Below are 26,669 nucleotides of genomic sequence, written 5' to 3'. Positions count from 1 at the left end.
AATGGGATTGGTAGGTGCACGGAAAACAATTCCCGGTGCGCATCTGCTTTTTAAAAGTAGTAAATTTTCGTGTTTGTAAGAAATTATTTATACATACAACAAGAGTTTGACAACAAACAACAGGAGATTGAAGACGAATGCATTTTCTTACAGCAATGTTACCTTGTATATTTACCGCGTTTTTAAACCGGACAGTTAAAAACGGATGGGGGGTATCAGCTATTGGCCAGTGTTTTAAGCTCTTTTACCGTTTGCAGGGGAGCATCACTTTTAAAGACAAAACTTCCCGCTACGAGTATATCGGCACCTGCATTTACAAGTTGTCCGGCATTTTTTGAAGTAACGCCGCCGTCGATTTCTATTTTGGTCCCGGCATTGTTCTTCCGGATCATTTCCTTCAGTTCGGAGACTTTTTTATAAGTGTTTTCAATAAAGGATTGTCCGCCGAACCCGGGATTGACGCTCATTATGCAGACCAGGTCGATATCGTTGATCACATCTTCCAGGAGGCTCACGGGGGTGTGCGGATTAAGGGCTACACCGGCTTTCATGCCTTCGGCCTTAATGGCCTGAAGGGTACGGTGCAGGTGTGTACAGGCTTCATAATGTACAGTGAGGTTGTCGGCACCCAGGTCTGCAAAGGTTTTGATATACCTGTCCGGATCAACGATCATCAGGTGAACATCTATGGTTTTCCGGGCATGCCTTTTTATGGCTTCCAGTACGGGCATGCCGAAAGAGATATTGGGAACGAAGACCCCGTCCATAATATCGATATGAAACCAGTCGGCCTCACTTTGGTTTACCATTTCGATGTCGCGTTGCAGGTTGGCAAAATCAGATGCCAGTACGGAAGGAGCTATCAGTTTTCGGTCCATGTTGATGTGTTGTCTTTATCGGTGCAAAAATAGGGGAAATCTTTGACTTGGGGAGGGATGGGGGTAAAGAAAAACTCCGGCTATCACACCGGAGTTCATCCATCAATCAAAAAACGAACAGTTATGATAAACTGTTGTTGCTGTTCCCGTCCGATTCTCCCGGAGGGAGGGGACGGGTATCATATAAATTTAACCTAACGGTTCTTTCTCGTTCGAAACGCACGGCTATACGTCTCTATCGGGATTGTTAGCCCAGATAGGTTTTTAATATTTTACTGCGTGAGGTATGCTTCAACCTCCTGATGGCTTTTTCCTTGATCTGGCGTACGCGTTCGCGGGTCAGGTCAAAGGTTTCGCCTATTTCTTCCAGTGTCATGGGATGCTGGTCTCCCAGACCGAAATAAAGACGGATCACATCGGCTTCGCGCGGCGTAAGGGTTTCCAGTGCCCTTTCGATCTCCGTACGGAGCGATTCGTGTAAAAGGTCTTTGTCCGGATTGGGGGATTCCCCGCTTCGGAGCACGTCGTACAGGTTGGAATCTTCACCTTCCACAAGCGGTGCATCCATGGAAACGTGGCGTCCGGAATTCTTCATGGATTCCTTGACGTCGTTTACGGTCATATCCAGTTCCTTCGCGATCTCTTCGGCAGAGGGAACACGCTCATGGGCCTGCTCCAGGAAGGCATAGGTCTTATTGATTTTGTTTATAGAACCGATTTTATTCAGGGGCAAACGTACAATACGCGACTGCTCCGCCAATGCCTGCAAAATGGACTGGCGAATCCACCAGACGGCATACGATATGAATTTAAAACCACGGGTTTCGTCAAAACGCTGTGCGGCTTTGATCAGCCCCAGATTACCTTCATTGATCAGATCGGGAAGTGTTAACCCCTGGTTCTGGTATTGTTTTGCCACGGAAACCACGAAACGCAGGTTGGCCTTCGTCAGTTTTTCCAGCGCCCGCTGGTCTCCTGCCTTGATACGCTGTGCCAGTTCTACCTCTTCATCTGCAGTAATCAAGTCAACTTTCCCTATTTCCTGGAGGTACTTATCCAGGGAAGCAGTTTCCCTGTTGGTTACCTGCTTCGTAATTTTAAGCTGTCTCATCTAATCTTCTCCTTGATTTTTTAAGTGTATAATTGCTTATGGTACTGGTTATACGTATTATTGACGTTAAATGTTACAAAAAGTTTAATCAAAATCGAAATATTTTAGTGCACAAGCCCTTTTTTTACCGGTTTAATCCTAAATTCAGGGCCGTTTTCGGGCTTCACAACAGGATATTTAATTATATAGACTAACGATGTGGCGTAGTGTTACAGGATATTTGTTTTTTATTATCTGGTTTGTTCCGGGCTGGCAGGTTATTTCTTCTCAGGAGGTTATTCTACCTGTAACCAATTTTTCGGTCAATGATTACCGGGCGGCGAACCAGAACTGGGATATAAGTACAAATGAACACGGGGTTACTTTTGTGGCCAATCACCAGGGGTTGCTGGTATTTAACGGACAGCACTGGAAACTTTACACCCTGCCCAACAAGACCATTATAAGGTCGGTTTTTTGTGATGGGGACAGGATATATACCGGTTCTTATGAAGAATTCGGCTATTGGGAAAAAAATACTTTCGGTATTTATGAGTACACATCGCTGACATCATTGATAAACACCGATCACGAATTTAAAAGTGAGGAGTTCTGGGAGATTGCCAAATGGGGCGAAAATATTGTGTTCCGCTCGTTTACTACGGTTTATATTTATAATGGTGAAAAAATAACCGTATTCGAACCGGATTTTATTGTGACTAAAATTGTACCCCGCAACCGGGAGCTCATCCTCGGGAAAAACAACGGGGATATCTACCGCTATTCCCTGGCGGATGGCCTGATACAGATGGAAGGGGCCGGTGGAATTGACGACCCTGTTGCGGATATGGTGGTCAACGGGGATGAACTGATTATCGGAACCAAATCGAAAGGATGTTTCAGTTATGATTTCAACCGGCAGGAACTGCAAAAATGGGACAGCGGCATCAATGCACTCCTGTCGGAATATGAACTGAACAAGATTCACCTGTTGCAGCAAAACCGTATCGCTTTCGGGACTATAAAGAACGGGGTCATTATTTATGACAGGCAAACGGGAGACAGCCAGTATATCAACAGGCACCTGGGACTTCAGAACAATACGGTACTCGGAATGGATGTGCGCGGTAATAACCTGTGGCTGGCACTGGATAACGGGGTGGATGCGGTAAAGATAAACTCCGAATTTTCCTTTTTTAAGGAGGACAGCGGAGAACTGGGAACGGTATATGACATTGCCTTTTACAACAATACAACCTATATGGGGAGCAATACGGGGGTGTATTATTTTAAGGAAGGTGAACTGGTTTTCCTGGAGAATTCCCAGGGGCATGTATGGGACCTGGAAGTGGTGAGCGGCAGGTTGCTCTGCGGACATAATACAGGGACCTACGATATCAGCACGAATACTTTTAACAAAATTTCCGGGTTTTCCGGGGGGTACCGTATCCGTAAAGTGCCCGGACGGGAAAATACCTTTATTCAATGTACGTATATCGGGCTGGCTTTGTTCACTTACGGAGAAGAAGGGTGGGCCGTGAACCGTATTGAAGGTATCAACTTCCCCGTAGACAATATCATTTTTGAAAACCGGCATACCATCTGGGCATCGCATCCCTACAAAGGTTTTTTCAGGATCAGTCTGGGTGACAACTACCGGAATGCCACTGTTGAGAGGGAATTCAATGACAGTAAGCTAAAAGATTTCAGAACGCAGGTGTTCCGTGTTGGTAACGATGTGGCCCTGTACAATTCGGGAAACTGGTATACCTACAATCCCGTGAAGGATTATCTCGAAGCATTTACACCGTTTAAAAAATACACCGGGAAAAAACTGCTCTTTCAGGACAAGGGACATTACTGGTTTACCGACCCCGGGAAGAACGGTATTATTTATACGGATCTGACCAAAGATACCGTTATTGCCCAAAAAGAACTGATACAGCGGCTGACCCCCTTGTTTGAAAAAGTGGTGAAGAGGAACGATTCGCTCTATTACTTTACCCTTAACGATGGTTTTGCCGAATTCAATTTCCGGAAATACAGGGAACAACAGCGACAGCAGCTTACGGATACGGTTCGGATTGCAGGGGTGGAAACGAATTATTCCCCGTATGCTTTTTCGGAGAATCCGGGCATCCCTTTCAACAATGCACGGAACATCCGTTTTTCCCTCTATTATCCCCATCATTTCAAACAGGATTTCAGTTACCGCCTGTCGGGAGCTATCCCGCAGAAAGGAAGGGTGGAAAACGGAATACTTTCCCTGCAAAACCTGACCTACGGAACGTATGACCTGGAAGTATGGCCGGTGGCCCTGGGGGCAGACAGTCCGTCGGCCCTGCACTATAATTTTCGCGTATACCCGCCCTGGTACCTTTCCCGGACCATGAAAATCATTTATCTCCTCGTATTCCTGTTAGGGATCTACCTGCTTTTCAGGTGGAACAAGAAGCTGATACGCGACCATCAGCGGAAGCTGACAAAGCGGATGTACCAGGAAAAGCAGCGAAAGCTGGAACTCCTGGAACGGCAGAACCTGGAGCGGGAAGTGAAAATGAAACGGAAGGAGCTGATGAATTCCACATTGATGATCAGTAAAAAGAACGAACTCTTACTGGAAATTCAAAACGAACTGCGAAGGATCAAAAATGACAGTGTCAACGAATACCGGGTAAAGAGCCTTATCGCACGAACAACGGAAGCCATACACAACCAGGAAGACTGGCAGGTGTTTGAAACCAATTTCAATGAACTGCACGACGACTTTTTTAAAAGGCTGGTGAAACAGTATCCGAAACTGACCACCAAGGATATGAAGCTGTGCGGCTACCTTAAAATGAACCTCAGTTCAAAGGAAATCGCCCCGCTTATGGGAATCACTATCCGCGGGGTGGAAATACACCGGTACCGCCTCCGAAAGAAACTGGGACTGGACAAGGATCAGGATTTGGTAAAATTTTTAATGGTTATTTGATGTTTCGGTAAAAAACAAGGGTGTGTTTTACGATAAAATAACTCATCATCCCTACATCAATGTGTTAAAATTTTAGGAAACACGCAATTTTGACAGCTTATTAACTTATTGAATATTAATTATTTGTAAATAATCGTGTGTTTTTCTTCCTTCTTGTAGCGCTACTACTACAACGCAAACCCCGGGGAGTCTCTAATTTTACTTTCAACTAATTCAAATCTTTTGTTATGAAGGTAAAATTGTTTTGGCTTGTATGCTGTTTGGTTACATTTCCAATAGGTATTTATGCGCAGAATACGATTACGGGTACGGTAACGGATGCAAACAACCAGCCATTACCCGGAGCTAATATTGTAGTGGAAGGGACCAACAGGTATGCCGTCACCGATTTTGACGGAAATTTCAGTATCGAAGCCTCGCAGGGTGAAGTGCTGGAGGTCACCTATGTAGGTTTTGAAGCCCGACAGATCACGGTCGGGGACCAGGCTTCACTGACTATTGTACTCCAGGAAGACACTGCCGAACTCGATGAAGTGGTGGTCGTTGGATACGGCACACAGAAAAAATCGGATATCACCGGGGCCGTATCATCAATTAAGGCGGAAGATATTGTTAAACAACCTGCTTTGACTGCCGTACAGTCTATCCAGGGAAAAGTGGCCGGGGTTAATATTGTTTCAAGTGATGCCCCCGGTGCTACACCAACCGTTATGGTACGTGGTCTGGGAACGGCTGAAGGAGGAAGGGCCCCTTTTTATGTGGTAGACGGACAGCCTACCCAGGATATACGAAGTATTAATCCGTCTGATATAGAATCCATAGACTTTCTTAAAGGCGCATCTTATGCCAATATTTATGGTATTCGGGCAGCCAACGGTGTAATTCTGATTACTACTAAAAGAGGAAAAAAGGGAAAGCCTGTTTTTAAGGTAAATTCTTTTTATGGGGTTAAAAGCGCCCTCAATAAGGTGAAAATGGCCAATGCCGATCAATACACCACCTTTTTTAACGAAGAGAGTGCTGCCGTTGACGGGTTTTTATTGCAGGAAAATCAACGGTTCAATACGGATTGGTATGATGAATTACTGCAGTTAGGGAGCATTAACAGTAACAGTTTTTCCGTATCAGGAGCAGGGGATGCCGTAGATTATTTCTTCAGCTATAATTTTTACCAGGAAGAAGGGATTCTGAAAGACAATAAATACAGCAGGGGGACAATAAGGAATAACAATACGTATCATTTGTTTGACGATAAATTCAGGATCACTCAGAATGTAAATATTACATATACCAATGAAGCGCCCAAACCATTTGGGGCTTTTAATAATGCGTATCGGCAATCACCGCTGGTTCCGGTTTATTATGACAATGGCAGATTCGGCCAATCCTTTGTAAATCAAACCACGGGTAATGTTACTTATGAATCAGGTCCCGGAGAAACGGTTGGCCGGTTATATCCGCACGGAAACCCGGTAGCCGATGTATATTATCGGGAGCAGGATATTAATACGACCACATTGCAGGGGCAAATCACGGCAGAATTGGATATTACGGATTATTTGAAGGCAACTACGCGATTCGGAGCTACAAAATTTTATTCCAAGAACAATACATACAACCCGATAAGGGAACGATGGTTAAACGCTGATCCCAGGAGGACTGTAGAAGAATTTGAAGCCGGTCGTGTTCCTGATGAAGAAGACGGAACAATTTCGACTGAATTTGCCAATAACTCATACCGGGTTATAGATGAAGAATACTTCAGGTGGAATATAGAAGGTTTTTTGACCTTCGATAAATCCTTTGATGATCATAATCTTTCGGCTACCGTTGGTTTGAGCAGGGAAAACTATGGCGGAAGAGAAAAAATAGAAGCCCTGGCATATGATGTTTTTGAAGAAAAAAGATTGAGAAGTCTCGGGAGAAAAACATCCTCTTTCTTTGAAAATACCGTTAATCAGGAATTTAACCAATCTACCAACCTGCAATCTTATTTCGGCCGGGTTGAGTATGATTATGCAAAGAAATACTTTTTGAGAGCAGTACTCCGAAGAGATGGTACGAGTGATTTTGTTACAGGAGATAATTATTTTGAAACTTTTCCCGCAGTTAGCCTGGGATGGACCATTTCTAAAGAGAATTTTTTAAAGGAAAGCACTTTTCTCAGCCATTTAAAACTCTTTACCGGTTGGGGAAAACTGGGGAATGCCAATGTACCTTTTAATATTCAGCAGATAGAGACCAATGCAGGGAGCGGAAATCAAAATTATGTATTTGGCCCCACACAAAGCCTGATTTTCGGGGCCTCATTCGGAAGTCCGGTAGTCCCTCTGCAATGGGAAGTGACTGAAGAATGGGAGGCAGGTTTTGACTTTGCATTCTTTAATAGCAAGTTATCGGGTACACTGGATTACTATAACCGGAGAAATACCAATGCAATAATCAATGTGCAAAATATATTGAACTCGGAAGCCGAAGGAAATTTTTTGGCACATGCGGCTGAAGTGTCCAATACCGGGATAGAGGCATTGGTGAACTGGAAAGACAACATCAATGAGAATTTCAGCTATAACCTGAGTGTCAACTTTTCGACCAACAGGAACCGGGTAGAAAATGTTACTCCCGGATATGACGGTGCTACGGGAGGAAGCCTGGGGAATGGCCAGATCACCAAAAGATTAAAGGAAGGCCAACCCTTGTTCGCCTGGTGGATGTATGAGGCAGAAGGTGTATGGCAAAACCAGGAGGAGATCGATAACAACGCTTCCATAGGAGGCGCGGCTCCGGGTCATTTACGGTACAAGGATCAGAACGAAGACGGCGTTATTGACGACAGGGATAAAAAATATTTTGACTCTTATATCCCCACGTTCAATTACGGGGTGAATATAGGTGTACAATATAAACAATTCGATTTTAGCCTGGATGGTTTTGGCGTAGGCGGAAATAAGGTATACAACGGTCTGGCAAATACCCGCCTGGGCGGGGAGAATATAACCGCTGAAGCATTTAATGACCGCTGGACCGGAGAAGGCTCTACCAATACACATCCGGGGGCTAACAGGGATGCCGTAGCATCTTCATATTGGCTGGAAGACGGGGGTTTTTTCAGAATAAATAATATAACCCTGGGATATACATTCAATGAGCTGTCCCTTTTTAACCGGGTTCGTTTTTACGTTACCGCACAAAATCCGTTTATGTTTACCAATTATTCGGGCTTTACACCCGAACTGAACAGAAGTGGCAACAATGAGTATGGAAATCCGACGGGAACAACAGGGATAGAACTCGCTGCATACCCTACGACCCGTACCTTTATTTTCGGTGTTAATTTACAGTTATAATAGTGTTTTAAAAAGATATATTATGAATCTCAGATATAAACATTTGTTAGGTTATATGCTCTCCTTCTTCCTGATAACCGGTTGTGATGATTTTGTGGAAGAAGTAGAGGTAGTGGATCCCACGGCAGAGGAAAGCGGAGAAATATTTGAACCGGTTCAGTTTGTTACCGGGGTTTACGGTATGCATACCGATTGGGATTATGCGTTTTCCTATCTGGGAATTACCGAAATTATTTCGGACAATGCGGATAAAGGGAGCTCACCCACGGATACAGGAACTGATAAGCACCTTTTGGATGGTTTGCAGCATACATCAACAGCACCGTCTGTTCGGGCCATGTGGACAAAATGGTATAAAACCATAGGAAGGGCCAGCCAGGCCATAGAATATACCGAAACCTTTGACATGACCAACGAAACACTTCGGGCCCGTTTAATAGGGGAATGCAAGTTTCTCCGGGCCCTCAACTATTTCTGGCTGGTACGGTCGTTCGGCGATCTTCCGTTGCAACACATCGACCTTATTGAAAGGGTTCCGGCAGAAGAAGTCTACGCTTTTATAGAAGAGGATCTGACCGAAGCCATAGAAGTGTTGCCCCTGAAAAGTGAATATTCGTCCTCAGATTTGGGAAGGGCCACCAGAGGCGCTGCCAGGGCATTGTTGGCAAAAGTATACCTGTACCAGGAAAAATGGCAGGAAGCTGCAGAGGCAGCACAAACTGTTATTGGTTCGGGAGAGTACGGACTGGAACCCGATTATGCAACAGTTTGGAGGGCCTCTTCGGAAAATGGTACAGAATCCGTTTTTGAAATACAGGCCAGGGGAGAGATCATAGCCCACGGTGTGCAGCAGTATTCCACAACCCAGGGCGCAAGAGGCCCCGGTGGCTGGGGTTGGGGCTTTAATGTCCCTTCACAGGACTTGCTGGAGGCTTTTAATGATGAAGGAGATACCGTGAGGAGAGATGCAACCATTATATTTCGCGGAGAGACGCTGTGGGACGGAAGGGAAGTTGACGAAGCCGCAGAAAACCCCATGTACAACGAAAAGGCATATTCCAGTGCCAATGCAGGGAATGGCGACGGCGATAAAAACGTCCGGATTCTCCGGTTTGCAGAGGTCTTATTGATCCATGCCGAAGCAGCCAATGAACTGGGTGATACCAATTCGGCCTTATCTTCCCTGAACCGGGTAAGAAGCAGGGTAAACCTTCCCGAAATCGTTACAACAGACCAGGGGCAACTCCGGGAACTGATCTGGAAAGAACGGCGACTGGAACTGGCCTTTGAACACGACCGCTGGTTTGATCTTATCCGTACCGGACAGGCCGGCGAAGTGATGAGGGCCCTCGGAAAACCGTTTGAAGAGGGTAAACACGAATTGTTCCCCATTCCGAATGACCAACTTATCCAGACCCCTGAAATGATCCAGAATCCGGGATGGTAATCCATAATAAAACTAAAAATACTGAAATTATATTGACTCTTGTTAAGTCAATATGAATAAAGAAGAAAATCCCACTATAAAAATAAAATAATTATGCGAATATCAGTCTTTGTCCTGAGTTTATTTTTCCTTATCGCCTGCAATAACAATCAGAAAGAAACAAAGGATACTCCCGGTACTGATGCACCGGAGCAAAGTGAAGAAGAAAATAACAATGATGAAACACTAAGTGATAACGAACTGCTGGATCGTGTTCAACGGCAAACCTTCAACTATTTCTGGGAAGGAGCCGAGCCCAATTCGGGAATGGCCCGGGAACGTATCCATACGGATGGCGATTATCCGCAAAACGACCGGGATATTGTCACCACAGGAGGTTCCGGTTTCGGGGTGATGGCTATCCTGGTAGGTGTGGAAAGAGGGTTCATCAGCCGGGAGGAAGCATTTGAACGCTTCGGGAAAATAGTGGATTTCCTGGAAAAAGCCGACCGTTTTCACGGTGCATGGCCACACTGGATCAACGGAAAGACCGGAAAGGTAAAGCCATTCAGTCAAAAAGATGACGGGGGAGACCTTGTGGAAACCGCATTCCTGGTACAGGGGCTGCTCACCGTAGCCGAATATTTTAAGGACGGAACAGAAGAAGAACAACAACTCGCCGGCCGGATAGAAACCCTGTGGAAAGAGGTAGAATGGGACTGGTACACCAAAAACGGGGAAAATGTGCTCTACTGGCATTGGTCGCCGAACCATGCGTGGGACATGGATTTCCCGGTAGGCGGGTATAACGAATGCCTCATTATGTATGTACTTGCCGCCGCTTCGCCCACCCATCCCGTACAACCTGAGGTGTATCACCGGGGATGGGCAGGGAATGGTGCTATTGCAACCGACACGAAATACTACGGCCTGGAAACCGTGCTGGATCATTATGAACATAACGATGATCCCGTAGGGCCGCTGTTCTGGGCGCATTATTCCTATCTCGGGTTAAACCCCAAAGGGCTGTCGGATAAATATGGTGATTACTGGAAACTGAACCGGAACCACGCTTTGATCAATTACAAATACTGTGTGGACAACCCGGGAGATTATAAAGGGTACGGCGCGAATAGTTGGGGACTTACCTCCAGTTATTCCATAAAAGGATATGCAGGACATCATCCCGGCCATGACCTTGGCGTAATATCTCCTACCGCAGCTCTTTCATCCTTTCCGTACACCCCGGAAGAAAGTATGCAGATGTTGCGCTTTCTCTACCAGGAAGCCGATAGTCTTGTAGGCAAATACGGCCCTTATGATGCCTACAGCCGGCAGGCCAACTGGTACGTACCCAGGTATCTGGCCATCGATCAGGGGCCGATCCCCGTAATGATCGAAAATCATCGCAGCGGTTTGCTGTGGAAGCTGTTTATGCAGAATACAGACGTTCGGAACGGTTTGAAAAAATTGGGGTTTACAAGTCCTGATATATAATGAAACAAAGGGAAAAATACCGGGCAATTGCCAAAGAAAATGATCGGTATGCACTGTTCAGTGCTCCTGTTGTTATAAAACTGTTGCTTATATGGGGAATCATCGGTTTTATGTCCTGTACCGGGAAAAAAGGATCGGATAAAAAAAGAGACAAACGCCCCAATATTATTTTTATAATGACCGACGATCAGGCCAGGCGCACCGTGAGTTCATATGAAAATGCAATTAACCGTACCCCGAATATAGACCGCCTTGCGGAAGAAGGGAGTCTTTTTCTGAACAGTTTTGTGGCCAATTCGATTTGCAACCCGAGCAGGGCTTCCATACTGACGGGAAAACACAGCCATAAGAACGGGGTAGTGGGTAATGCATCACCCTGGAATAATCAGCAACTGCTGCTGCCCCGGTTATTGCAAAATGCCGGTTATACTACCGCTTTGATCGGCAAGTGGCATCTCAACAGCCCGCCCGGGGAAGAATTTGACTATTCCTGCCGATTGACGGGAGCAGGAAAACAGGGCTTTTATTACAACCCGGAATTCGAGTACGGGAACGGAAAAAAGGAAAGCCCGGAAGGACATGCTACCGACCTGGTAACAGACAAGGCACTTCACTGGCTCTCGGATAATACGGAAAAGGATAAGGACGAACCTTTTATGCTGTTTGTCCAGTATAAAGCACCTCATGTTCCGAGAATGCCCGAATTTCGTTTTCTCGATAAGTATACCGATGATACCATTCCCGAACCGGAAACACTGTTTGACGATTACAGGACAAGGACATCGAGCGCAGGAGAAGCGAAAATGGGATTTCACTATAGGCCTTTGCCCTTGCTGGAAGATCACGATCCGGAGGATAACATCTATTATTCCCGGATGACTGAAGAACAACTCAGAAAATGGCATCGTTACAAAGACCCCGAAACCGAAGAATACCTGGAGATGAAAGAAAAAGGGGGGCTTGAGGGAAAAGCGCTGCAAAGTTTCGAATACCAGAAATTTATCAAGGATTATCTCAGGATGATTGACGGTGTTGATGAAAATGTGGGAAGATTACTTGATTGGCTGGACGAACATCCGGAAATCCGCGACAACACCCTGGTGGTATACACTTCAGACCAGGGCTTTTTTACAGGAGAGCACGGCTGGGCGGAAAAGCGGTTTATGTATGAAGAATCGCTGAGGACACCCCTTATAATGAGATGGCCCCGTTATATTAAACCCGGAAGTGAAATAGGAGAAATGGTACAAAATATAGATTTTGCACCTACTTTTCTGGATGTTGCCGGGGTAGATATACCGGGGGAAATGCAGGGGAATTCCTTTTTCCCGTTGCTGAAGGGAAACAATCCCGGCAAATGGCGCAACAGTGTGTACTATCATTATTACGATCACGGTTTGCACGGTGTGGCGCGCCATGACGGGGTAAGAACGGCCCGTTATAAACTTATTCATTTCTATACTGATAATACCTGGGAATTTTACGATCTGCAAAGTGATCCCCATGAAACAGATAACAGGTATGGAGATAAAAAATACAAAGCGGTCATTAAAGGGCTTAAAAAAGAATTAGAGCGCCTGAGGAAGGATTATGAAGTACCCCCGGCTCATTTTCGGCCTCCATACGTCAAGGCCGGAGATGAACAGGAATTATAAATACCATGTGCAGGCCATTTTCCGGCAGACCGGTAGCTTAATGAAAAATAAATTTATGATACAAAAAATAACCGTTTTTTTGTTGTTTTTACTGTTGGTTTCCTGTGGGTCGTCAAAGCAACAGGTACGCATTGTTTTACTGCCCGATACACAGACCTATGCCGAAAAATATCCCGAAATACTCCGTACACAGGTACGGTGGATCGCCGATAATGCCGGAAAAACCGACCTGGTGATACAGCAGGGAGACCTCACCCAGAATAACAGCCGGAAAGAGTGGGAGACCGTACGGCAGGCATTCAGTAAGCTGGACGGTAAAGTGCCTTATGTGCTTGCAGTGGGCAATCACGATATGGGCAGCGCCCCGGGGAAATTTGCCGATATAAGGAATACCACACTGTTCAACCGGTATTTCCCGTATTCCCGGATGTCGGAACTTCCGGGTTTCGGCGGGAGTTTTGAACCGGGAATCATGGACAATACCTGGTACACTGTCGAAACGGGAAAAGTAAAATGGCTGGTACTCTCCCTCGAATTCGGTCCGCGGAACAAGGTGCTGGACTGGGCGGGAAAGATCATCGAGGCCCATTCCGGGCATTTGGTCGCGATCAATACGCACAGTTATATGTATTCCGACAATACCCGGCAGGGCGAAGGGGACGACTGGCGCCCGCAGGCATATGGTGTGGGAAAGGGTACGGGCGAAGATGCGGTAAATGACGGGGAAGATGTCTGGCAAAAACTGGTCAGGCGATATCCCAATGTAAGATTTGTGTTTTCCGGGCATGTCCTTCACTCCGGGGTGGGGACACTGGTAAGTACTAACGACAAAGGATATCCTGTTTACCAGATGCTGGCCAATTACCAGGAAGGCGTTCGGGGTTCGGAAAAAGGAGGTAACGGCTGGCTTCGTATGCTAAAGATCGATCTCCGGAAAAACAGCATGGAAGTAGTTACTTATTCCCCTTATCTCGATGCGTATATGGAAGACCCCGCACACCATTTCCGGATACAGAACGTGTTTTTCGAACCCGGGGAATAGTGATTTTGTATCTGACCGGGGCTGTTTTGTTAATTTGAAAACAAAAAACGATCATGACTAACCGAACCGTTTTACCTGTTTTGTACTTGATGTTACATACCGTCCTTTCCTTTGCACAGGCAGACAGTTTATATCAAAAGGAGAAATTTGTTTCCGGAGAGGATACCCTTTTATACCGCATTTTATACCCGGACGATTTTTCAGCGGATAAAAAATATCCGGTGGTACTCTTTCTGCACGGGGCGGGGGAAAGGGGAAATGACAATAAAGCCCAACTGATCCATGGCAGTGAAATGTTTGTACATGATTCCATCCGGGAGCGCTTCCCGGCGATAGTGATCTTTCCGCAATGCCCCGTAGAAGACTACTGGGCCAATGCCAGGGTGAAACGCAAAAGAACTCCGATCAAAATAAGATTTCGTTACGGGCGTAAACCTACAAAACCACTCCGGTTGGTAATGGAGCTGATGGACAGTATCACAAAAATGCCCGTTGTAGAAGAAGACCGGGTATATGTCATGGGCTTGTCCATGGGAGGTATGGGTACTTTTGAAATACTGTACAGGAAGCCGGAAATGTTTGCCGCTGCCATTCCCATTTGTGGCGGAGGGAAACCGAGATCGGTAAAAAAATACGTTTCGCAGGTACCGCTCTGGATTTTTCATGGGGCCAAAGACGATGTTGTAAACCCGTTACTTTCGGTAAATATGGTGGAAAGGCTGCTGAAGGAAGGAGGGAATCCCAGATTTACCCTTTACGAGAATGCCAACCACAACAGCTGGGACCCGGCCTTTGCAGAACCCGAACTTTTGCCCTGGCTGTTCTCAAAGACCTTAAACAATTAATGGTGAAAAAGAATTCCCCGTGATCGATTTTAAAACACACAGCATGATTATTTTTTTAATGAATATGTACGAGACGGATAACAGATGTATGCATCGGTCTCCGGTCCCTGGCCTTCTGTCTAAAAAGAAAACCATGAGAACAACAATGAAAAGAATTTCCGCACTGTTTATGCTTGTATCGGCCCTGATCTCCTGTTCGGACAAATCCGTGCAGCGGAATAATGGAAAAAACAATGCATACATACAAAAAGCCGACTCCGTTTTAAGCCTGATGACCCTTGATGAGAAAATAGGGCAGACCGTCCTGTTTACCAGCGGATGGGACGTTACGGGCCCCTCTATGGACGAGAACTACAAGGAATACCTCAAAAACGGTAGTGTAGGTGCTGTTTTCAATGCCTTTACCACAAAGTACAACCGGGAACTGCAAAAGATCGCGGTGGAAGATACCCGGCTGGGCATTCCCCTGTTGTTCGGATATGACGTTATTCACGGTCACCGGACCATTTTCCCCATTCCCCTCGGGGAATCGGCAAGCTGGGACCTGGAGCTGATGGAAAAAACGGCCAGGGTAGCCGCAACCGAAGCATCGGCAGAAGGTATTAACTGGACCTTTGCCCCTATGGTAGATATAGCAAGGGATGCCCGGTGGGGCAGAATAGCCGAAGGTGCTGGGGAAGATACCTATCTCGGATCACTCATAGCCGGGGCAAGGGTAAAAGGATTCCAGGGCGATGACCTTTCGGCAAACAATACCATACTGGCATGTGCCAAACACTATGCGGCATACGGCGCTGCATTGGCAGGAAGGGATTACAATACCGTGGACATGTCTGAAAACGAATTGCGGACCACTTACCTGCCGCCGTTTAAAGCCGCACTCGATGCCGGAGTGGCTACCTTTATGAACGCCTTTAACGACCTGAACGGTGTACCCGCCACAGGAAATGAATTTCTCCTTCGGGACATTCTCAAGGGCGAATGGACATTTAACGGTTTTGTGGTGACCGATTATACCTCCATGAACGAAATGGTGGCCCATGGCTATGCCGGGGATGAAAAGCAGGCCGGGGAAATAGCCATGAACGCCGGTGTGGACATGGACATGCAGGGAGGGATATACATGAAATACCTGAAGGAGTCCGTCGGGGAAGGAAAAGTAAGCGAAGCCGACCTGGATGATGCTGTCCGGAGAATACTGGAAATGAAGTTCCGCCTGGGCCTGTTTGACGATCCTTACCGCTACCTGGATGAAAAAAGGGAAAAGGAAGAGATTCTCAATGACGCACATCTGGAAACAGCCCGTGATGCCGCAAGAAAATCAATGGTATTGCTGAAGAACGAAAACCGCGTGTTACCGCTTTCCCCGGATCAGAAAGTGGCGTTGATAGGCCCGTTGGTAAAAGATGAAAAGAATATTATCGGAAACTGGGCTGCTGCCGGAGACCGTAACGGAACTGCCGTGAGTGTCTTTGAAGGTTTTGAGGAAAGACTGGGGGAAGGCGGTTTTCTGTATGCCGAAGGGTGTAAAATCACCGGGGGAGACACTTCGGGTTTTGCAGCGGCCGTTGCCACTGCAGGGAAGGCCGATGTTGTGGTCATGGTCGTGGGAGAACTGGAAGGTATGACGGGTGAAGCGGCCAGCCGGACCGATATCAATATTCCCGGCAAGCAAAAAGCATTGATCGAAGCCGTGAAAAACACCGGAAAACCTGTTGTTTTGGTGCTGATGAACGGCCGGCCGCTTACCCTGGAGTGGGAAAACAATACGGTCGATGCTATCCTTGAAGCCTGGTGGCCGGGGACCATGGGAGGCCACGCCGTTGCCGATGTATTGTACGGAGATTATAATCCCTCCGGGAAATTAACGGTCAGCTTTCCCAGGGCAGTGGGACAATTACCGCTGTTCTACAACCACAAGAATACGGGACGGCCGATAGATTCCGGTGACCCGGATCAAAAGTATGTGTCCAGGTATCTGTATACCCCGAATACGCCCCTTTATCCTTTCGGGTACGGGCTCAGTTACACTTCATTTTCCTATGAGGTCTCTACGGATAAAGAAAAAATGACCCCGGAAGATACACTTACTGTAACAGCTGAGGTGACCAATACGGGAGACAGGGACGGGGAAGAAGTGGTACAGCTTTATGTGCACGACAAGGTTGCTTCCATAACTCCTCCCGTAAAGCAGTTAAAGAAATTTGAAAAAGTGTTCATAAAGGCAGGGGAGACAAAAACGGTTGTCTTTGAATTGTCAGCAGAAGATCTGAAATTTTATAACCGGGAACTGGAACGAATATATGAGCCGGGGGAATTCGAGCTTTTTGTGGCCGGAGATTCCGACAATTCCTTTACACATGCTTTCGAACTGGTCGACAAATAACGGGTGAACCGATATCGTAACAAAAACAACACCCCGAATATTTCCATTCGGGGTGTTGTCTTACAAATTAATATACACTTGATTATGACCGGTTTCTGGCTTCTCTTTTTTCAGGCCTTTCCGGCTTTGGCAAGAGTGCTTTCCGGGAAACCTTGGGTTTTTTGGTCCTCGGATCAAGTCCTATGTATTTTACCTCTATGGTATCTCCTACATTTACGACATCGGTAACATTATTAGTGCGTTCCCAGGCCAGCTCTGAAATATGGAGCAGGGATTCTTTACCGGGAACAAATTCTATCACGGCGCCGAAGTCCAGTACTTTAATGACTTTCACAGAATAAGTTTCGCCAACAACAGGCTCAAAGGTATATGCTTTTACAGCTTCTATGGCCCTTTCGATACCTGCCTGGTCTACACCTAGTATTTCTACGATACCCAGGTTGCCTTCCTCTTCGATAACGACAGTGGTCTGGGTTTCTTCCTGTAGTGCCTGAATGTTCTTTCCGCCGGGTCCTATAACCGCACCGATGTAATCTTTCGGAATTTCCATTTTCACGATCTTCGGAGCATGTGCCTTGACATTTTCCGCAGGTGCAGGAATAGCTTCCGTAAGCTTGTCGAGAATATGTAAGCGGCCTTCGCGGGCCTGTTTTAAGGCCTGTACCAGGATTTCATATGATAGTCCTTTTATCTTGATGTCCATCTGGCAGGCGGTGATGCCTTCGTGAGTTCCGGTGACCTTAAAGTCCATGTCCCCCAGGTGGTCTTCATCGCCCAGGATGTCAGACAGCACTGCGTGTCGATCACCGTCAGAGATCAATCCCATCGCAATACCGGATACCGGTTTTTTCATCTGGACTCCCGCATCCATGAGTGCCATGGTCCCGGCACAAACGGTAGCCATGGAAGAAGAACCGTTGGATTCCAGTACTTCCGAAACTATACGTACGGTGTAGGGGCAATCTTCGGGGATCATTCCCTTTAGTGCACGTTGCGCGAGGTTTCCGTGACCTATTTCGCGACGGGAAGTACCCCGTATGGGATAGGCTTCACCGGTACAGAAAGGCGGGAAATTGTAGTGCAGGTAGAATTTTTCTTCTCCCTGAAAAGTGGGTAGATCTATAACGTTCGCTTCCCGGGAGGTTCCGAGGGTTACCGTGGCAAGTGCCTGTGTTTCCCCACGGGTGAAAATGGCCGAACCGTGAACGGAGGGCAGATAATTCACCTCGCACCAGATGGGGCGTATTTCATTTGTTTTCCTTCCGTCCAGGCGTATGCCTTCGGAAAGGGTAAGTTCCCTTACAGCTTCTTTTTCGGTCTTTTTGAAGTAAGCAATGATAAGGTCTTCGTTTTCTTCGAGTTCTTCTTCACTGAAAAGCGCAAGGACTTCATCTTTTACTTCGGCAAATGCTTCTCCGCGTTCTCTTTTGCCGTAAGCGCTTTTTGCAATATCGTATATTTTTTGATATGCGGCTTCATGAACTTTGGCCGCGATATCATCATCTGTTTTTGCAAGTGTATATTCCCTTACCGGTTTTTTTCCGAAAGCTTCTGCCAACCGGATTTGTGCGGCACATTGTACTTTGATGGCTTCGTGGGCAAACTTAATGGCTTCGGCCATTTCTTCTTCCGAGATCTCCTTCATTTCTCCCTCTACCATCATCACGGAATCTTCAGACGCACCGATGATCATATCGATATCTGATTCCAGTAACTGTTTGCGGCTGGGGTTGATAACAAACGCTCCGTTAACTCTACCTACCCGAACTTCCGAGATGGCACATTCGAAGGGGATGTCAGACAACTGAATGGCAGCGGAAGCGGCCAAACCTGCCAATGCATCCGGCATTACATCTTCGTCATGAGACATTAACTGTATCATCACCTGTGTTTCTGTCCTGTAATCGGACGGGAACAGGGGGCGCAATACGCGGTCAACGATTCGCATGGTCAGGATTTCACCGTTGCTGGGTCTTGCTTCTCTCTTGAAGAATCCTCCGGGATAGCGACCGGCAGCGGCAAATTTTTCCCTGTAATCAACAGTTAGGGGAAAGAAGTCCAGTGTACTTTCATTATAGGATGATACGACGGTGCAAAGTAACATTGCATCGCCCATTTGCACAACAACAGACCCGTGGGCTTGTTTTGCCAACTTCCCTGTTTCTATGGAAATGGTCCTGCCATCTCCCAAATCAATAATTTCTTTTTTTACTTCAGGAATCATAATTCTTTTTAATTAATTATACAAAGGGTTCCGCCTGTCGACGGGGTTGTTGTGTTGTTGTAGTTAACCCAATGAAAATCACTTTGCCCTGAGAAATGCTCCGGGAATGTCCCCGGATATAAAACAAAAAAAGAGGCACAAAGGCCTCTCACAGATTATTTTCTAAGTCCTAATTCTTTTACGATCGCACGATATCTTTCGATGTCTTTTTTCTTGAGATAGTCGAGCAGGCTTCTCCTTTTACCAACCAGGCTCACCAAAGCGCGCTCGGTGTTATAGTCCTGCCGGTTCTTTTTGAGGTGCTCGGTCAGGTGAGATATCCTGTGTGTGAACAAGGCGATCTGGCCTTCGGCGGAACCGGTGTTGTTTTCGGATCCTCCGTGTTTTTTGAAAATTTCCTGTTTTACTTCCTTGGTTAAATACATGCCAATATTGTTTAAATGATTATTATGTATTGCGGTAGTCTTTCTACCAAGGCGCAAATATAGTGTAAATAGTTGTAATATTTATGTTTTACGCAGAAAAATGGTAGTGTTGCACGACCGTGCAACGCTACCAGTGTTTCCAATCTGTATTACGATCGAACCTCCTGGTTCTGGATAAGATCCAGGTAGAGGTTGATATTCTTTTTGAGGTCTTTACGATGGGAAATAAAGTCGAGGAATCCGTGTTCCTGTAAAAACTCGGAGGTCTGGAATCCTGCGGGCAGGTCTTGTCCGGTGGCTTCCCTGACCACCCTCGGACCGGCAAAACCGATCAGGGCACCGGGCTCGGCAATATTGATATCCCCCAGCATGGCGTAGGAAGCGGTAGTTCCCCCGGTGGTGGGGTCAGTACATAAGGAAATGTATGGAATACCGGCATCGGCAAGCTGCGCCAGTTTGGCGGAAGTCTTTGCCAGTTGCATCAGTGACAGTGCCGCTTCCATCATCCTTGCACCTCCGGATTTGGAGATCATCAGGAAAGGGACCTTGTTTTTAATGGAATAATCTATGGCCCTGGCTATTTTTTCACCGACTACGCTTCCCATTGACCCTCCGATAAAAGCAAAATCCATACAGGCAATAACGAGATCTTTTCCCATGGATTTACCTACGGCGGTGCGTACGGCGTCTTTTAACCTTGTCTTTTCCCTGGCTTCTTTAAGACGGTCTGTGTATTTTTTGGTATCCACAAACTTCAACGGGTCTTTGGAAGTAAGATTCGGGTCCAGTTCCTCAAACTTGTTATCATCAAAAAGAATGGAAAAGTACTCCTTACTCCCGATCCTTACGTGATAGTCATCTTCGGGACTTACATAAAAGTTTTTTTCCAGTTCTTCCGCTCCTACGATCTTTCCCGTGGGCGATTTGTACCAAAGTCCCTTGGGCGTATCTTTCTTTTCCTCTGTGGTAGTCTGGATACCTTTTTCTTTTCGTTTAAACCAAGCCATGTGTTATTTTTTGGTTATCAGGTTTTAGGTTACCGGGTTATTAAGTTGTCCTGGAACAAGGGAACATGCCCTGTAAAGCAATTCAGTAACTTAATAACCCGGCGTAACGCAATAACTTATAAAGTATTTACATTGTTCAGGTCCTCAAACGCCTTTTTCAGCCGGGCCACAAAGGTCTTTTCTCCTTCGCGAAGCCATACCCTGGGGTCGTAGAACTTTTTATTGGGCTGATCTCCCCCTTCCGGGTTTCCGATTTGTGTTTGCAGGTAATCCTTTTTATCCTGAATGTAATTTCTTACCCCTTCCAGGAAAGCGTATTGAAGATCGGTATCTATATTCATTTTTATAACACCATAACCTATGGCTTCCCTTATTTCCTCAACGGTAGATCCGGAACCTCCGTGGAATACAAAGTCGATACTGTTTTGCGGGACGTTGTATTTTTCGGATACGTATTCCTGGGAATTTTTCAGGATTTTGGGTGTCAGTTTTACATTCCCCGGTTTGTATACACCGTGTACATTACCAAAAGCGGCAGCTATGGTAAACCTGGAGCTGATCTTCATCAGTTCTTCATAGGCATAGGCCACTTCTTCCGGCTGGGTATAGAGTTTGGAAGAGTCGATATCGGTGTTGTCTACCCCGTCTTCTTCACCTCCGGTGACTCCCAGTTCTATTTCGAGGGTCATTCCCATTTTACTCATGCGGGAGAGGTATTTTTTGCAGGTCTCTATATTTTCTTCTATCGGCTCTTCCGAAAGATCGATCATATGAGAGCTGAACAGCGGTTTTCCGGTTTCGGCATAGTGTTTTTCACTGGCATCCAGCAGGCCGTCTATCCACGGCAGTAATTTTTTGGCACAGTGGTCTGTATGCAGGATCACGGCAACACCGTAAGCTTCCGCAAGTTCGTGAACATGTTTAGCCCCGGCAACGGCACCGAGTATGGCAGCTTTTTGTCCATCGTTGGACAGCCCTTTACCGGCGTTGAACTGGGCACCTCCGTTCGAAAATTGTATGATGACAGGGGAGTTCAGTTCCGCTGCGGTTTCCAGCACGCCATTAATACTGTCTGAACCTATTACATTTACAGCGGGCAGGGCAAACCCTTTGCTTTTTGCGTGGGCAAATATTTCCTGTACTCCATCTCCGGTGGCTACCCCGGGCTTAATGTTATGACTCATAGTTTTTAAAGTTTTCCAGAATTTTGAAAGTTATTAGAGAGCAAAAGTAATAAAATTAGACGGCTAAAACCCAAAATCTGCATGTAAATTAGTAGTCCTGGAGTTTTTAGTTTTAAGGCGCCGGAGTTGAAAAGATCACCTTTTCTTCCCGTGAGGGGAGGTACCGAAGGCAGAAGGATGTCCCCCAACTCCGGAACTCCCTGACTAACGTGAATAATGTTTAAGCGCTATGAATCAAAAGCATTTCAAAATTACATCCCTGTTTAAAAACTCAAAACAGAACTTAAACTTTTACAATGCTTTTGCCCTGGACAACTTATCCATTATTTACGTTAAAATATTTTTCGAGAAAGGATTACGTGCCGGGAGAACAGAAAAGCGCATTTAAAATTGGTCAGAAACAAAACCCGAATAAAAAACATTTTTATCCGGTTCATACATCCAGGCCATCGGTAATATAATTAATTGTAGCAATACAAAAAATGCAATCTCCGTCAGAAAGGACAATGTATTTGCTTCATAGTATCATCATTTTTTCAGAAATTAAAGGTGGTATAAAAAAGAAGATATCCGAGGTTATTATCAGTGGCAATTTGAGTTACTGTATTACCATCTGAAATTGTATTCACAAAATTGTAATTATTTAACTTGAAGAGGGTAAGTAAGGATTGCCCCTTGATGGAAAATGATAATTTTTCGGACACGTCATACTGAAAATTAAGATTAACATCGGGTACATCAAAGGTGTCAGCATTTATGTTATAAATACGATAAATAAAATCAAAGTTCCAATTTATTTTATCTCCAAAACCTTCCGCGGAAAAAGTATTGGTAAAAACAGATTGTCTGTTTGTTTCGTTGCCATCAAGATCAAAGAAGAGTTGATTCCACTCGAAACGATTTCCTGTTTCGGTCATAAAGAATTTCCGTGGGGCGAATGTAATTTCAATCCCGGGTTTCCATGAACTCACCTCCGCTAAGGCCACTTTATTATTGACTGCGGTAGTATATCGGCTATGGCTCAAATTCAAATCGCCCCCAACATTAAGGCGATGATAGGCATTACCAAGATAAAACCCTTTTTTACCGCCCGTATTAAGTGTATGGGTTTGTTTCTTATCAAAAATGCGATTGGAATAAAAAAACATGTTATCGGAAATGGAGTCCAAAACGCTTTGCAGAAAATCTCGTTCACGATTATACCGATAAATGATATGCATACTTTTAGATCGGGCAACATTATTGTTAAACCAACTGACAGCAAGCTCATCTTTAATTGAAAATTTTTCAAGGTTATCACTATTTGTATTGATCACTTTATGATTATAACTTTTTACAATAGTATCGTATAACGAATTAAGGCCATAAAAACGATAGTCATGACTAATTCCCAGGCCCAATTTATTCTGGGTCTCAAAATTATACGTCAGGTTATGAACCATCCTTAAAAAATTCTGATTATCGTCCCGATCCCTAATGATCAGGGTTGGGGTCATTGATAAGCGGTAATCGAGTTTTTTCATACTTCCGCTGAGGTAAAGTGGCACTCCGACAGTAGCTATATTTCTTTTCAGATCTGTATCCCCATTAGAATTTTTTCTATATTCCAGACTTCCTGATTCAATATTGTTTGTAAAAACAACTCCCGTATTGAGGGCGGCTTTATCCAGTTTGAATTTAAAATTACCCCGGGCTAACAGGTATCGTTTCGATGACCGTTCTTCCTGAAATATATCGGAAGCATTAATATTTAACAGTCTGGCTTCATAATCCCGTGAAAATATCCCGTAGTAATAATCCAGATCGAGATCGAAAGCCACACGATCCCCTAATAAGTGAGTTAGTTCCAGAACATTGGATATTGCAAAATTTTTGGGAGAATTTCGGTTTTGCTCCATAAGGTAGGTCCTGTCAGGAACAAATAATGTATCCATACTGATTCCCGTCCTCTTTTGATCCACCAAGACCGTACTTAGCTTATTCTGAAGTACAGTATTTGATGAAATGAAATGACTGTAATTGGCTGTGGCAGAAATAAAATTTCCTTTCCGGGTATTTTGGGAACGACTCTTTTCAATCATGGTATCCGCTGCGAAGGTTCTGTAATTTACCTCCCGTTCCGTATGTATATTTCCATGGTAAACCACAATACCTGTTTTACTTTTATCTCCCTGCCATCGAAAAGTAAGGCTGCCATTACTTACAAAGTTTTTTCGGGTTTGATTATCATCAATAAAGAAAGGCTGTAAGGTGTTATTCAATGAGGCTGTGGCATATTTGGTTACAGAAGACAAGACATCATTTTGACTAAGTTCTTTCTCTCCGGTATTATTGGTGTGGGTAGTGATAAAAGCATTGAACTTGTCTGAAAAAAAAAATCCTTTGCCTAGAAAACTATATTTATCTTTAAATCCGTATCCCGCATTTAACTCGGCTTTGAGAATTCCCTTAAATTCAGATTTGGTATCTATATTGATGACCGGGTCTCTTATTCGGTCAAAATCTATGGAGAACTTATCCTTGTAGTTATCTATAATCTGTACCTTATCCATAATCTCATAATCCAGATTATCCAGGGCGACCTTATTCTGATTAATAAATACTTCCTTGCGATTGATAAGTATTTTATTAATCTGTTTCCCCTGATAGGAAATCGCTCCTTCTTCCCCTATGATCACTCCTTCCGTTTTATCCAATACGTCCCTAAGGGTTTTCTCCTTACTAAGATTCATAGTAGCAATTTCCAAATCCAGAACATCCTCATTCGTTTTGGCCTTAACAACTACTTCTTCCAATTGTGTGACCTTCTCTTCAAGATAGATAGTAAACTGCAGATTCTCATGAAGTTTTTTGGGGATTGTTGTTTCCTGGTATCCAATGGCAGTCACATTCAAAGAAATCGATGGAATGTCCCGAGGAATTTCAAGAGAAAATCTCCCTTGTTCATCCGTGTATCCATATGTTATGATGGATGGTTCGTCAGAAACCGTATTATTTATGACAATATTAGCATAAGGAACAGGTTCTTCTTTCCTGTTCTTTACTATTCCCGTAACCTTCGCTTGTTGTCCATAAACGACCATACAGGCACAAAATGAGAAGATTATGGGGCTAAGCAGTTTTGGCATGTGTGATTATTTTTTTGGTGGTCAGGCGGCCGTATGCAGCTATATTCCATACAATCATCATTATTGAAAAGGCATATAAGTTCATAGTAATTGCTATTCCGGCATGCATGAGGATTATAGCCGTAATGGCATATTTTCTAGTCACTTTTTTTAAAACTAAAAAAGGATATAAAAATTCGAGCAATACCGTTCCTATTCCTATCACTATGAGAATTTCTGAAGGAAAAGCATAATAGCTATTGTCTGCGGAAGCCAAAGCTTTCCATACGGAATTACCATTCCACCATCCGGCATCCAGTCCTTTGGCAATTCCTGAAAAGCAATAAGCCATGGCCAAGTGAATTTGTAGTACACGCCTGTAATTAAAATCGCATCGTAATGAAAGTTTAAATACTTTTTGATCTATCGAAAAAAAATAGCCAACGGGGAAAATAACACAGTAAAAAAGCGACATGGTCAAAAAATAATCATACCCATAATTGAAAGGGGTAAAACTTCTGAATATGATAAGCTGAAGAAGCAAGGCTGTTCCAGCAGCGTAACGTGTAAATAATCCTGTCAAAAGCAGAATTAGTGCTATTATATATATGGTTACCACAGTGGGATAGAAGATTTCGGAAAGTCCGTTTTTTTCCACGAACTGATATAACGGATGAAGGTACCTGAAATATCCTGATTCTATGTAGATCAGTTCCTGAGGAATTAAAGTTCGGGACGACGAAAAAAACAGGGGCAAATCTCTTATTAACGAAGCAAGTTCAATTATTGCCACGGAACTGATTGATAAACGGAAAAAAACTAAAAAGGATTTTTCATTACCATCCGCTTCAAACAATTTTTTTAATTTACTGTACAGGAAAAGTACCTTCTTGGACAACATATATTTTGGGTTTTGTCTTACGTTCTTTTCTTTCCCAAATATCCACGGGAACTATAGTTAGTAATTCCACCTTATAGGAAGTACAGCCGGAGAGATCGGAAGCTTCTTTTTTGCCTAACCATTTAAGGGTTTTAACCACATAATCCTTTCTGAATTTATAATCGGTCCTTAGATTTAAAACATCCGGACTATTATCAACTATAGAAGAAGTATCAGCCTCTATTATTTTTTTTGTTTCCGCAACATAATTGACCAGAAACGATGCGTATCCTTCCAATCGGGAAATGCCATTGGTACTGGAAAGGTTAAAATACCTGTCTGTCTTTATTACCCGGTCAAGCGAATCCAGATAGGTAGCTCTTACATATTTTTCTGTAGAAGCATGAATACCATAAAAACCATAACCCGTATCAGTTCCTGTTAAAAAGTAATATGGATCAGTATATTGATTTTGTTTCAATAAATTAAACACAGGGATATAAGGTCTCTTATTATAATGGAAACTCCAGAACCCATCGATTGTGGTCCATATGGATTGAAAAAAAATTAATAATAAATGACCTGTAAAAAACAGTATTAATAATGCTTTCTTCATAATATTTGAGGTAATTTCTCAGTCATTTACCGGAAAATCTGCTGTGTTGCCTGTTACATCATTTTTATTGGTCTCAGTCTGTG

General features: G+C 44.6%; 17 protein-coding genes. 8 read left to right on the top strand and 9 right to left on the bottom strand.

The window, feature by feature from the left end:
• Positions 1–215: 215 nt before the first annotated feature.
• On the bottom strand, positions 216–878 hold the full coding sequence (gene rpe, locus LS482_RS03165) for a ribulose-phosphate 3-epimerase (protein ID WP_233030303.1): 663 nt from the start codon (positions 876–878) through the stop codon (positions 216–218).
• Between the two features lie 247 nt (positions 879–1,125).
• Positions 1,126–1,989 (bottom strand): sigma-70 family RNA polymerase sigma factor, encoded by an 864-nt coding sequence (locus LS482_RS03160; RefSeq protein WP_072317189.1) that lies wholly within the window; start codon positions 1,987–1,989, stop codon positions 1,126–1,128.
• A gap of 196 nt (positions 1,990–2,185) precedes the next feature.
• Between LS482_RS03160 and LS482_RS03155 the strand changes: the two genes are divergently transcribed.
• From LS482_RS03155 to bglX, 8 genes are all read left to right on the top strand, one after another.
• Entirely contained in the window at positions 2,186–4,945 is a 2,760-nt protein-coding gene (locus tag LS482_RS03155) for a helix-turn-helix and ligand-binding sensor domain-containing protein (RefSeq protein WP_233030302.1), read from the top strand.
• Positions 4,946–5,172: 227 nt separating this feature from the next.
• A complete protein-coding gene (locus LS482_RS03150) occupies positions 5,173–8,292 on the top strand; it encodes a SusC/RagA family TonB-linked outer membrane protein (protein WP_233030301.1) in 3,120 nt (1,039 codons plus the stop codon).
• A 22-nt stretch (positions 8,293–8,314) separates the two neighbouring features.
• Positions 8,315–9,739 carry a RagB/SusD family nutrient uptake outer membrane protein gene (locus tag LS482_RS03145; RefSeq protein ID WP_233030300.1) on the top strand — a complete coding sequence of 475 codons (1,425 nt, stop codon included), beginning with the start codon at positions 8,315–8,317 and terminating at the stop codon, positions 9,737–9,739.
• A 93-nt stretch (positions 9,740–9,832) separates the two neighbouring features.
• The gene (locus tag LS482_RS03140) at positions 9,833–11,215 is read left to right on the top strand and encodes a glucoamylase family protein (RefSeq protein WP_233030299.1); all 1,383 of its coding nucleotides are present in this window, start codon (positions 9,833–9,835) and stop codon (positions 11,213–11,215) included.
• Complete coding sequence (locus LS482_RS03135) at positions 11,215–12,870, top strand: sulfatase family protein (RefSeq protein ID WP_233030298.1); 1,656 nt, start codon at positions 11,215–11,217, stop codon at positions 12,868–12,870. The genes LS482_RS03140 and LS482_RS03135 overlap by 1 nt, the downstream gene beginning before the upstream one ends.
• A 55-nt stretch (positions 12,871–12,925) precedes the next feature.
• Entirely contained in the window at positions 12,926–13,912 is a 987-nt protein-coding gene (locus LS482_RS03130) for a metallophosphoesterase (RefSeq protein ID WP_233030297.1), read from the top strand.
• Positions 13,913–13,965: 53 nt separating this feature from the next.
• A complete protein-coding gene (locus LS482_RS03125; protein WP_233030296.1) occupies positions 13,966–14,757 on the top strand; it encodes a carboxylesterase family protein in 792 nt (263 codons plus the stop codon).
• Positions 14,758–14,902: 145 nt separating this feature from the next.
• Entirely contained in the window at positions 14,903–17,143 is a 2,241-nt protein-coding gene (gene bglX / locus LS482_RS03120) for a beta-glucosidase BglX (protein WP_233030295.1), read from the top strand.
• A gap of 82 nt (positions 17,144–17,225) precedes the next feature.
• Here the strand turns inward: bglX and LS482_RS03115 are convergent, their stop codons facing one another.
• From LS482_RS03115 to LS482_RS03085, 7 genes are all read right to left on the bottom strand, one after another.
• Positions 17,226–19,367 (bottom strand): polyribonucleotide nucleotidyltransferase, encoded by a 2,142-nt coding sequence (locus LS482_RS03115; RefSeq protein ID WP_233030294.1) that lies wholly within the window; start codon positions 19,365–19,367, stop codon positions 17,226–17,228.
• Positions 19,368–19,522: 155 nt separating this feature from the next.
• Entirely contained in the window at positions 19,523–19,792 is a 270-nt protein-coding gene (gene rpsO / locus LS482_RS03110; protein ID WP_233030293.1) for a 30S ribosomal protein S15, read from the bottom strand.
• A gap of 149 nt (positions 19,793–19,941) precedes the next feature.
• Positions 19,942–20,799 carry an acetyl-CoA carboxylase, carboxyltransferase subunit beta gene (gene accD / locus LS482_RS03105; protein WP_233030292.1) on the bottom strand — a complete coding sequence of 286 codons (858 nt, stop codon included), beginning with the start codon at positions 20,797–20,799 and terminating at the stop codon, positions 19,942–19,944.
• A 116-nt stretch (positions 20,800–20,915) separates the two neighbouring features.
• On the bottom strand, positions 20,916–21,983 hold the full coding sequence (gene fbaA, locus LS482_RS03100; RefSeq protein ID WP_233030291.1) for a class II fructose-bisphosphate aldolase: 1,068 nt from the start codon (positions 21,981–21,983) through the stop codon (positions 20,916–20,918).
• 536 nt (positions 21,984–22,519) lie between these two features.
• On the bottom strand, positions 22,520–25,111 hold the full coding sequence (locus tag LS482_RS03095) for a carboxypeptidase-like regulatory domain-containing protein (protein WP_233030290.1): 2,592 nt from the start codon (positions 25,109–25,111) through the stop codon (positions 22,520–22,522).
• Complete coding sequence (locus tag LS482_RS03090) at positions 25,095–25,991, bottom strand: HTTM domain-containing protein (RefSeq protein ID WP_233030289.1); 897 nt, start codon at positions 25,989–25,991, stop codon at positions 25,095–25,097. The genes LS482_RS03095 and LS482_RS03090 overlap by 17 nt, the downstream gene beginning before the upstream one ends.
• Positions 25,957–26,586 carry a hypothetical protein gene (locus LS482_RS03085; protein ID WP_233030288.1) on the bottom strand — a complete coding sequence of 210 codons (630 nt, stop codon included), beginning with the start codon at positions 26,584–26,586 and terminating at the stop codon, positions 25,957–25,959. The genes LS482_RS03090 and LS482_RS03085 overlap by 35 nt, the downstream gene beginning before the upstream one ends.
• Between the last annotated feature and the right edge of the window lie 83 nt (positions 26,587–26,669).

This window comes from Sinomicrobium kalidii (genome assembly GCF_021183825.1).
GTDB classification, from domain to species: Bacteria; Bacteroidota; Bacteroidia; order Flavobacteriales; family Flavobacteriaceae; genus Sinomicrobium; species Sinomicrobium kalidii.
This window is presented reverse-complemented; position numbering and strand designations above follow the sequence as displayed.

Bases quoted from the DNA above. Each gene is read 5' to 3' on its own strand.
- rpe (WP_233030303.1), bottom strand. From the start codon at position 878: ATGGACCGAAAACTGATAGCTCCTTCCGTACTGGCATCTGATTTTGCC.
- LS482_RS03160 (WP_072317189.1), bottom strand. From the start codon at position 1,989: ATGAGACAGCTTAAAATTACGAAGCAGGTAACCAACAGGGAAACTGCT.
- LS482_RS03155 (WP_233030302.1), top strand. From the start codon at position 2,186: ATGTGGCGTAGTGTTACAGGATATTTGTTTTTTATTATCTGGTTTGTT.
- LS482_RS03150 (WP_233030301.1), top strand. From the start codon at position 5,173: ATGAAGGTAAAATTGTTTTGGCTTGTATGCTGTTTGGTTACATTTCCA.
- LS482_RS03145 (WP_233030300.1), top strand. From the start codon at position 8,315: ATGAATCTCAGATATAAACATTTGTTAGGTTATATGCTCTCCTTCTTC.
- LS482_RS03140 (WP_233030299.1), top strand. From the start codon at position 9,833: ATGCGAATATCAGTCTTTGTCCTGAGTTTATTTTTCCTTATCGCCTGC.
- LS482_RS03135 (WP_233030298.1), top strand. From the start codon at position 11,215: ATGAAACAAAGGGAAAAATACCGGGCAATTGCCAAAGAAAATGATCGG.
- LS482_RS03130 (WP_233030297.1), top strand. From the start codon at position 12,926: ATGATACAAAAAATAACCGTTTTTTTGTTGTTTTTACTGTTGGTTTCC.
- LS482_RS03125 (WP_233030296.1), top strand. From the start codon at position 13,966: ATGACTAACCGAACCGTTTTACCTGTTTTGTACTTGATGTTACATACC.
- bglX (WP_233030295.1), top strand. From the start codon at position 14,903: ATGAAAAGAATTTCCGCACTGTTTATGCTTGTATCGGCCCTGATCTCC.
- LS482_RS03115 (WP_233030294.1), bottom strand. From the start codon at position 19,367: ATGATTCCTGAAGTAAAAAAAGAAATTATTGATTTGGGAGATGGCAGG.
- rpsO (WP_233030293.1), bottom strand. From the start codon at position 19,792: ATGTATTTAACCAAGGAAGTAAAACAGGAAATTTTCAAAAAACACGGA.
- accD (WP_233030292.1), bottom strand. From the start codon at position 20,799: ATGGCTTGGTTTAAACGAAAAGAAAAAGGTATCCAGACTACCACAGAG.
- fbaA (WP_233030291.1), bottom strand. From the start codon at position 21,983: ATGAGTCATAACATTAAGCCCGGGGTAGCCACCGGAGATGGAGTACAG.
- LS482_RS03095 (WP_233030290.1), bottom strand. From the start codon at position 25,111: ATGCCAAAACTGCTTAGCCCCATAATCTTCTCATTTTGTGCCTGTATG.
- LS482_RS03090 (WP_233030289.1), bottom strand. From the start codon at position 25,991: ATGTTGTCCAAGAAGGTACTTTTCCTGTACAGTAAATTAAAAAAATTG.
- LS482_RS03085 (WP_233030288.1), bottom strand. From the start codon at position 26,586: ATGAAGAAAGCATTATTAATACTGTTTTTTACAGGTCATTTATTATTA.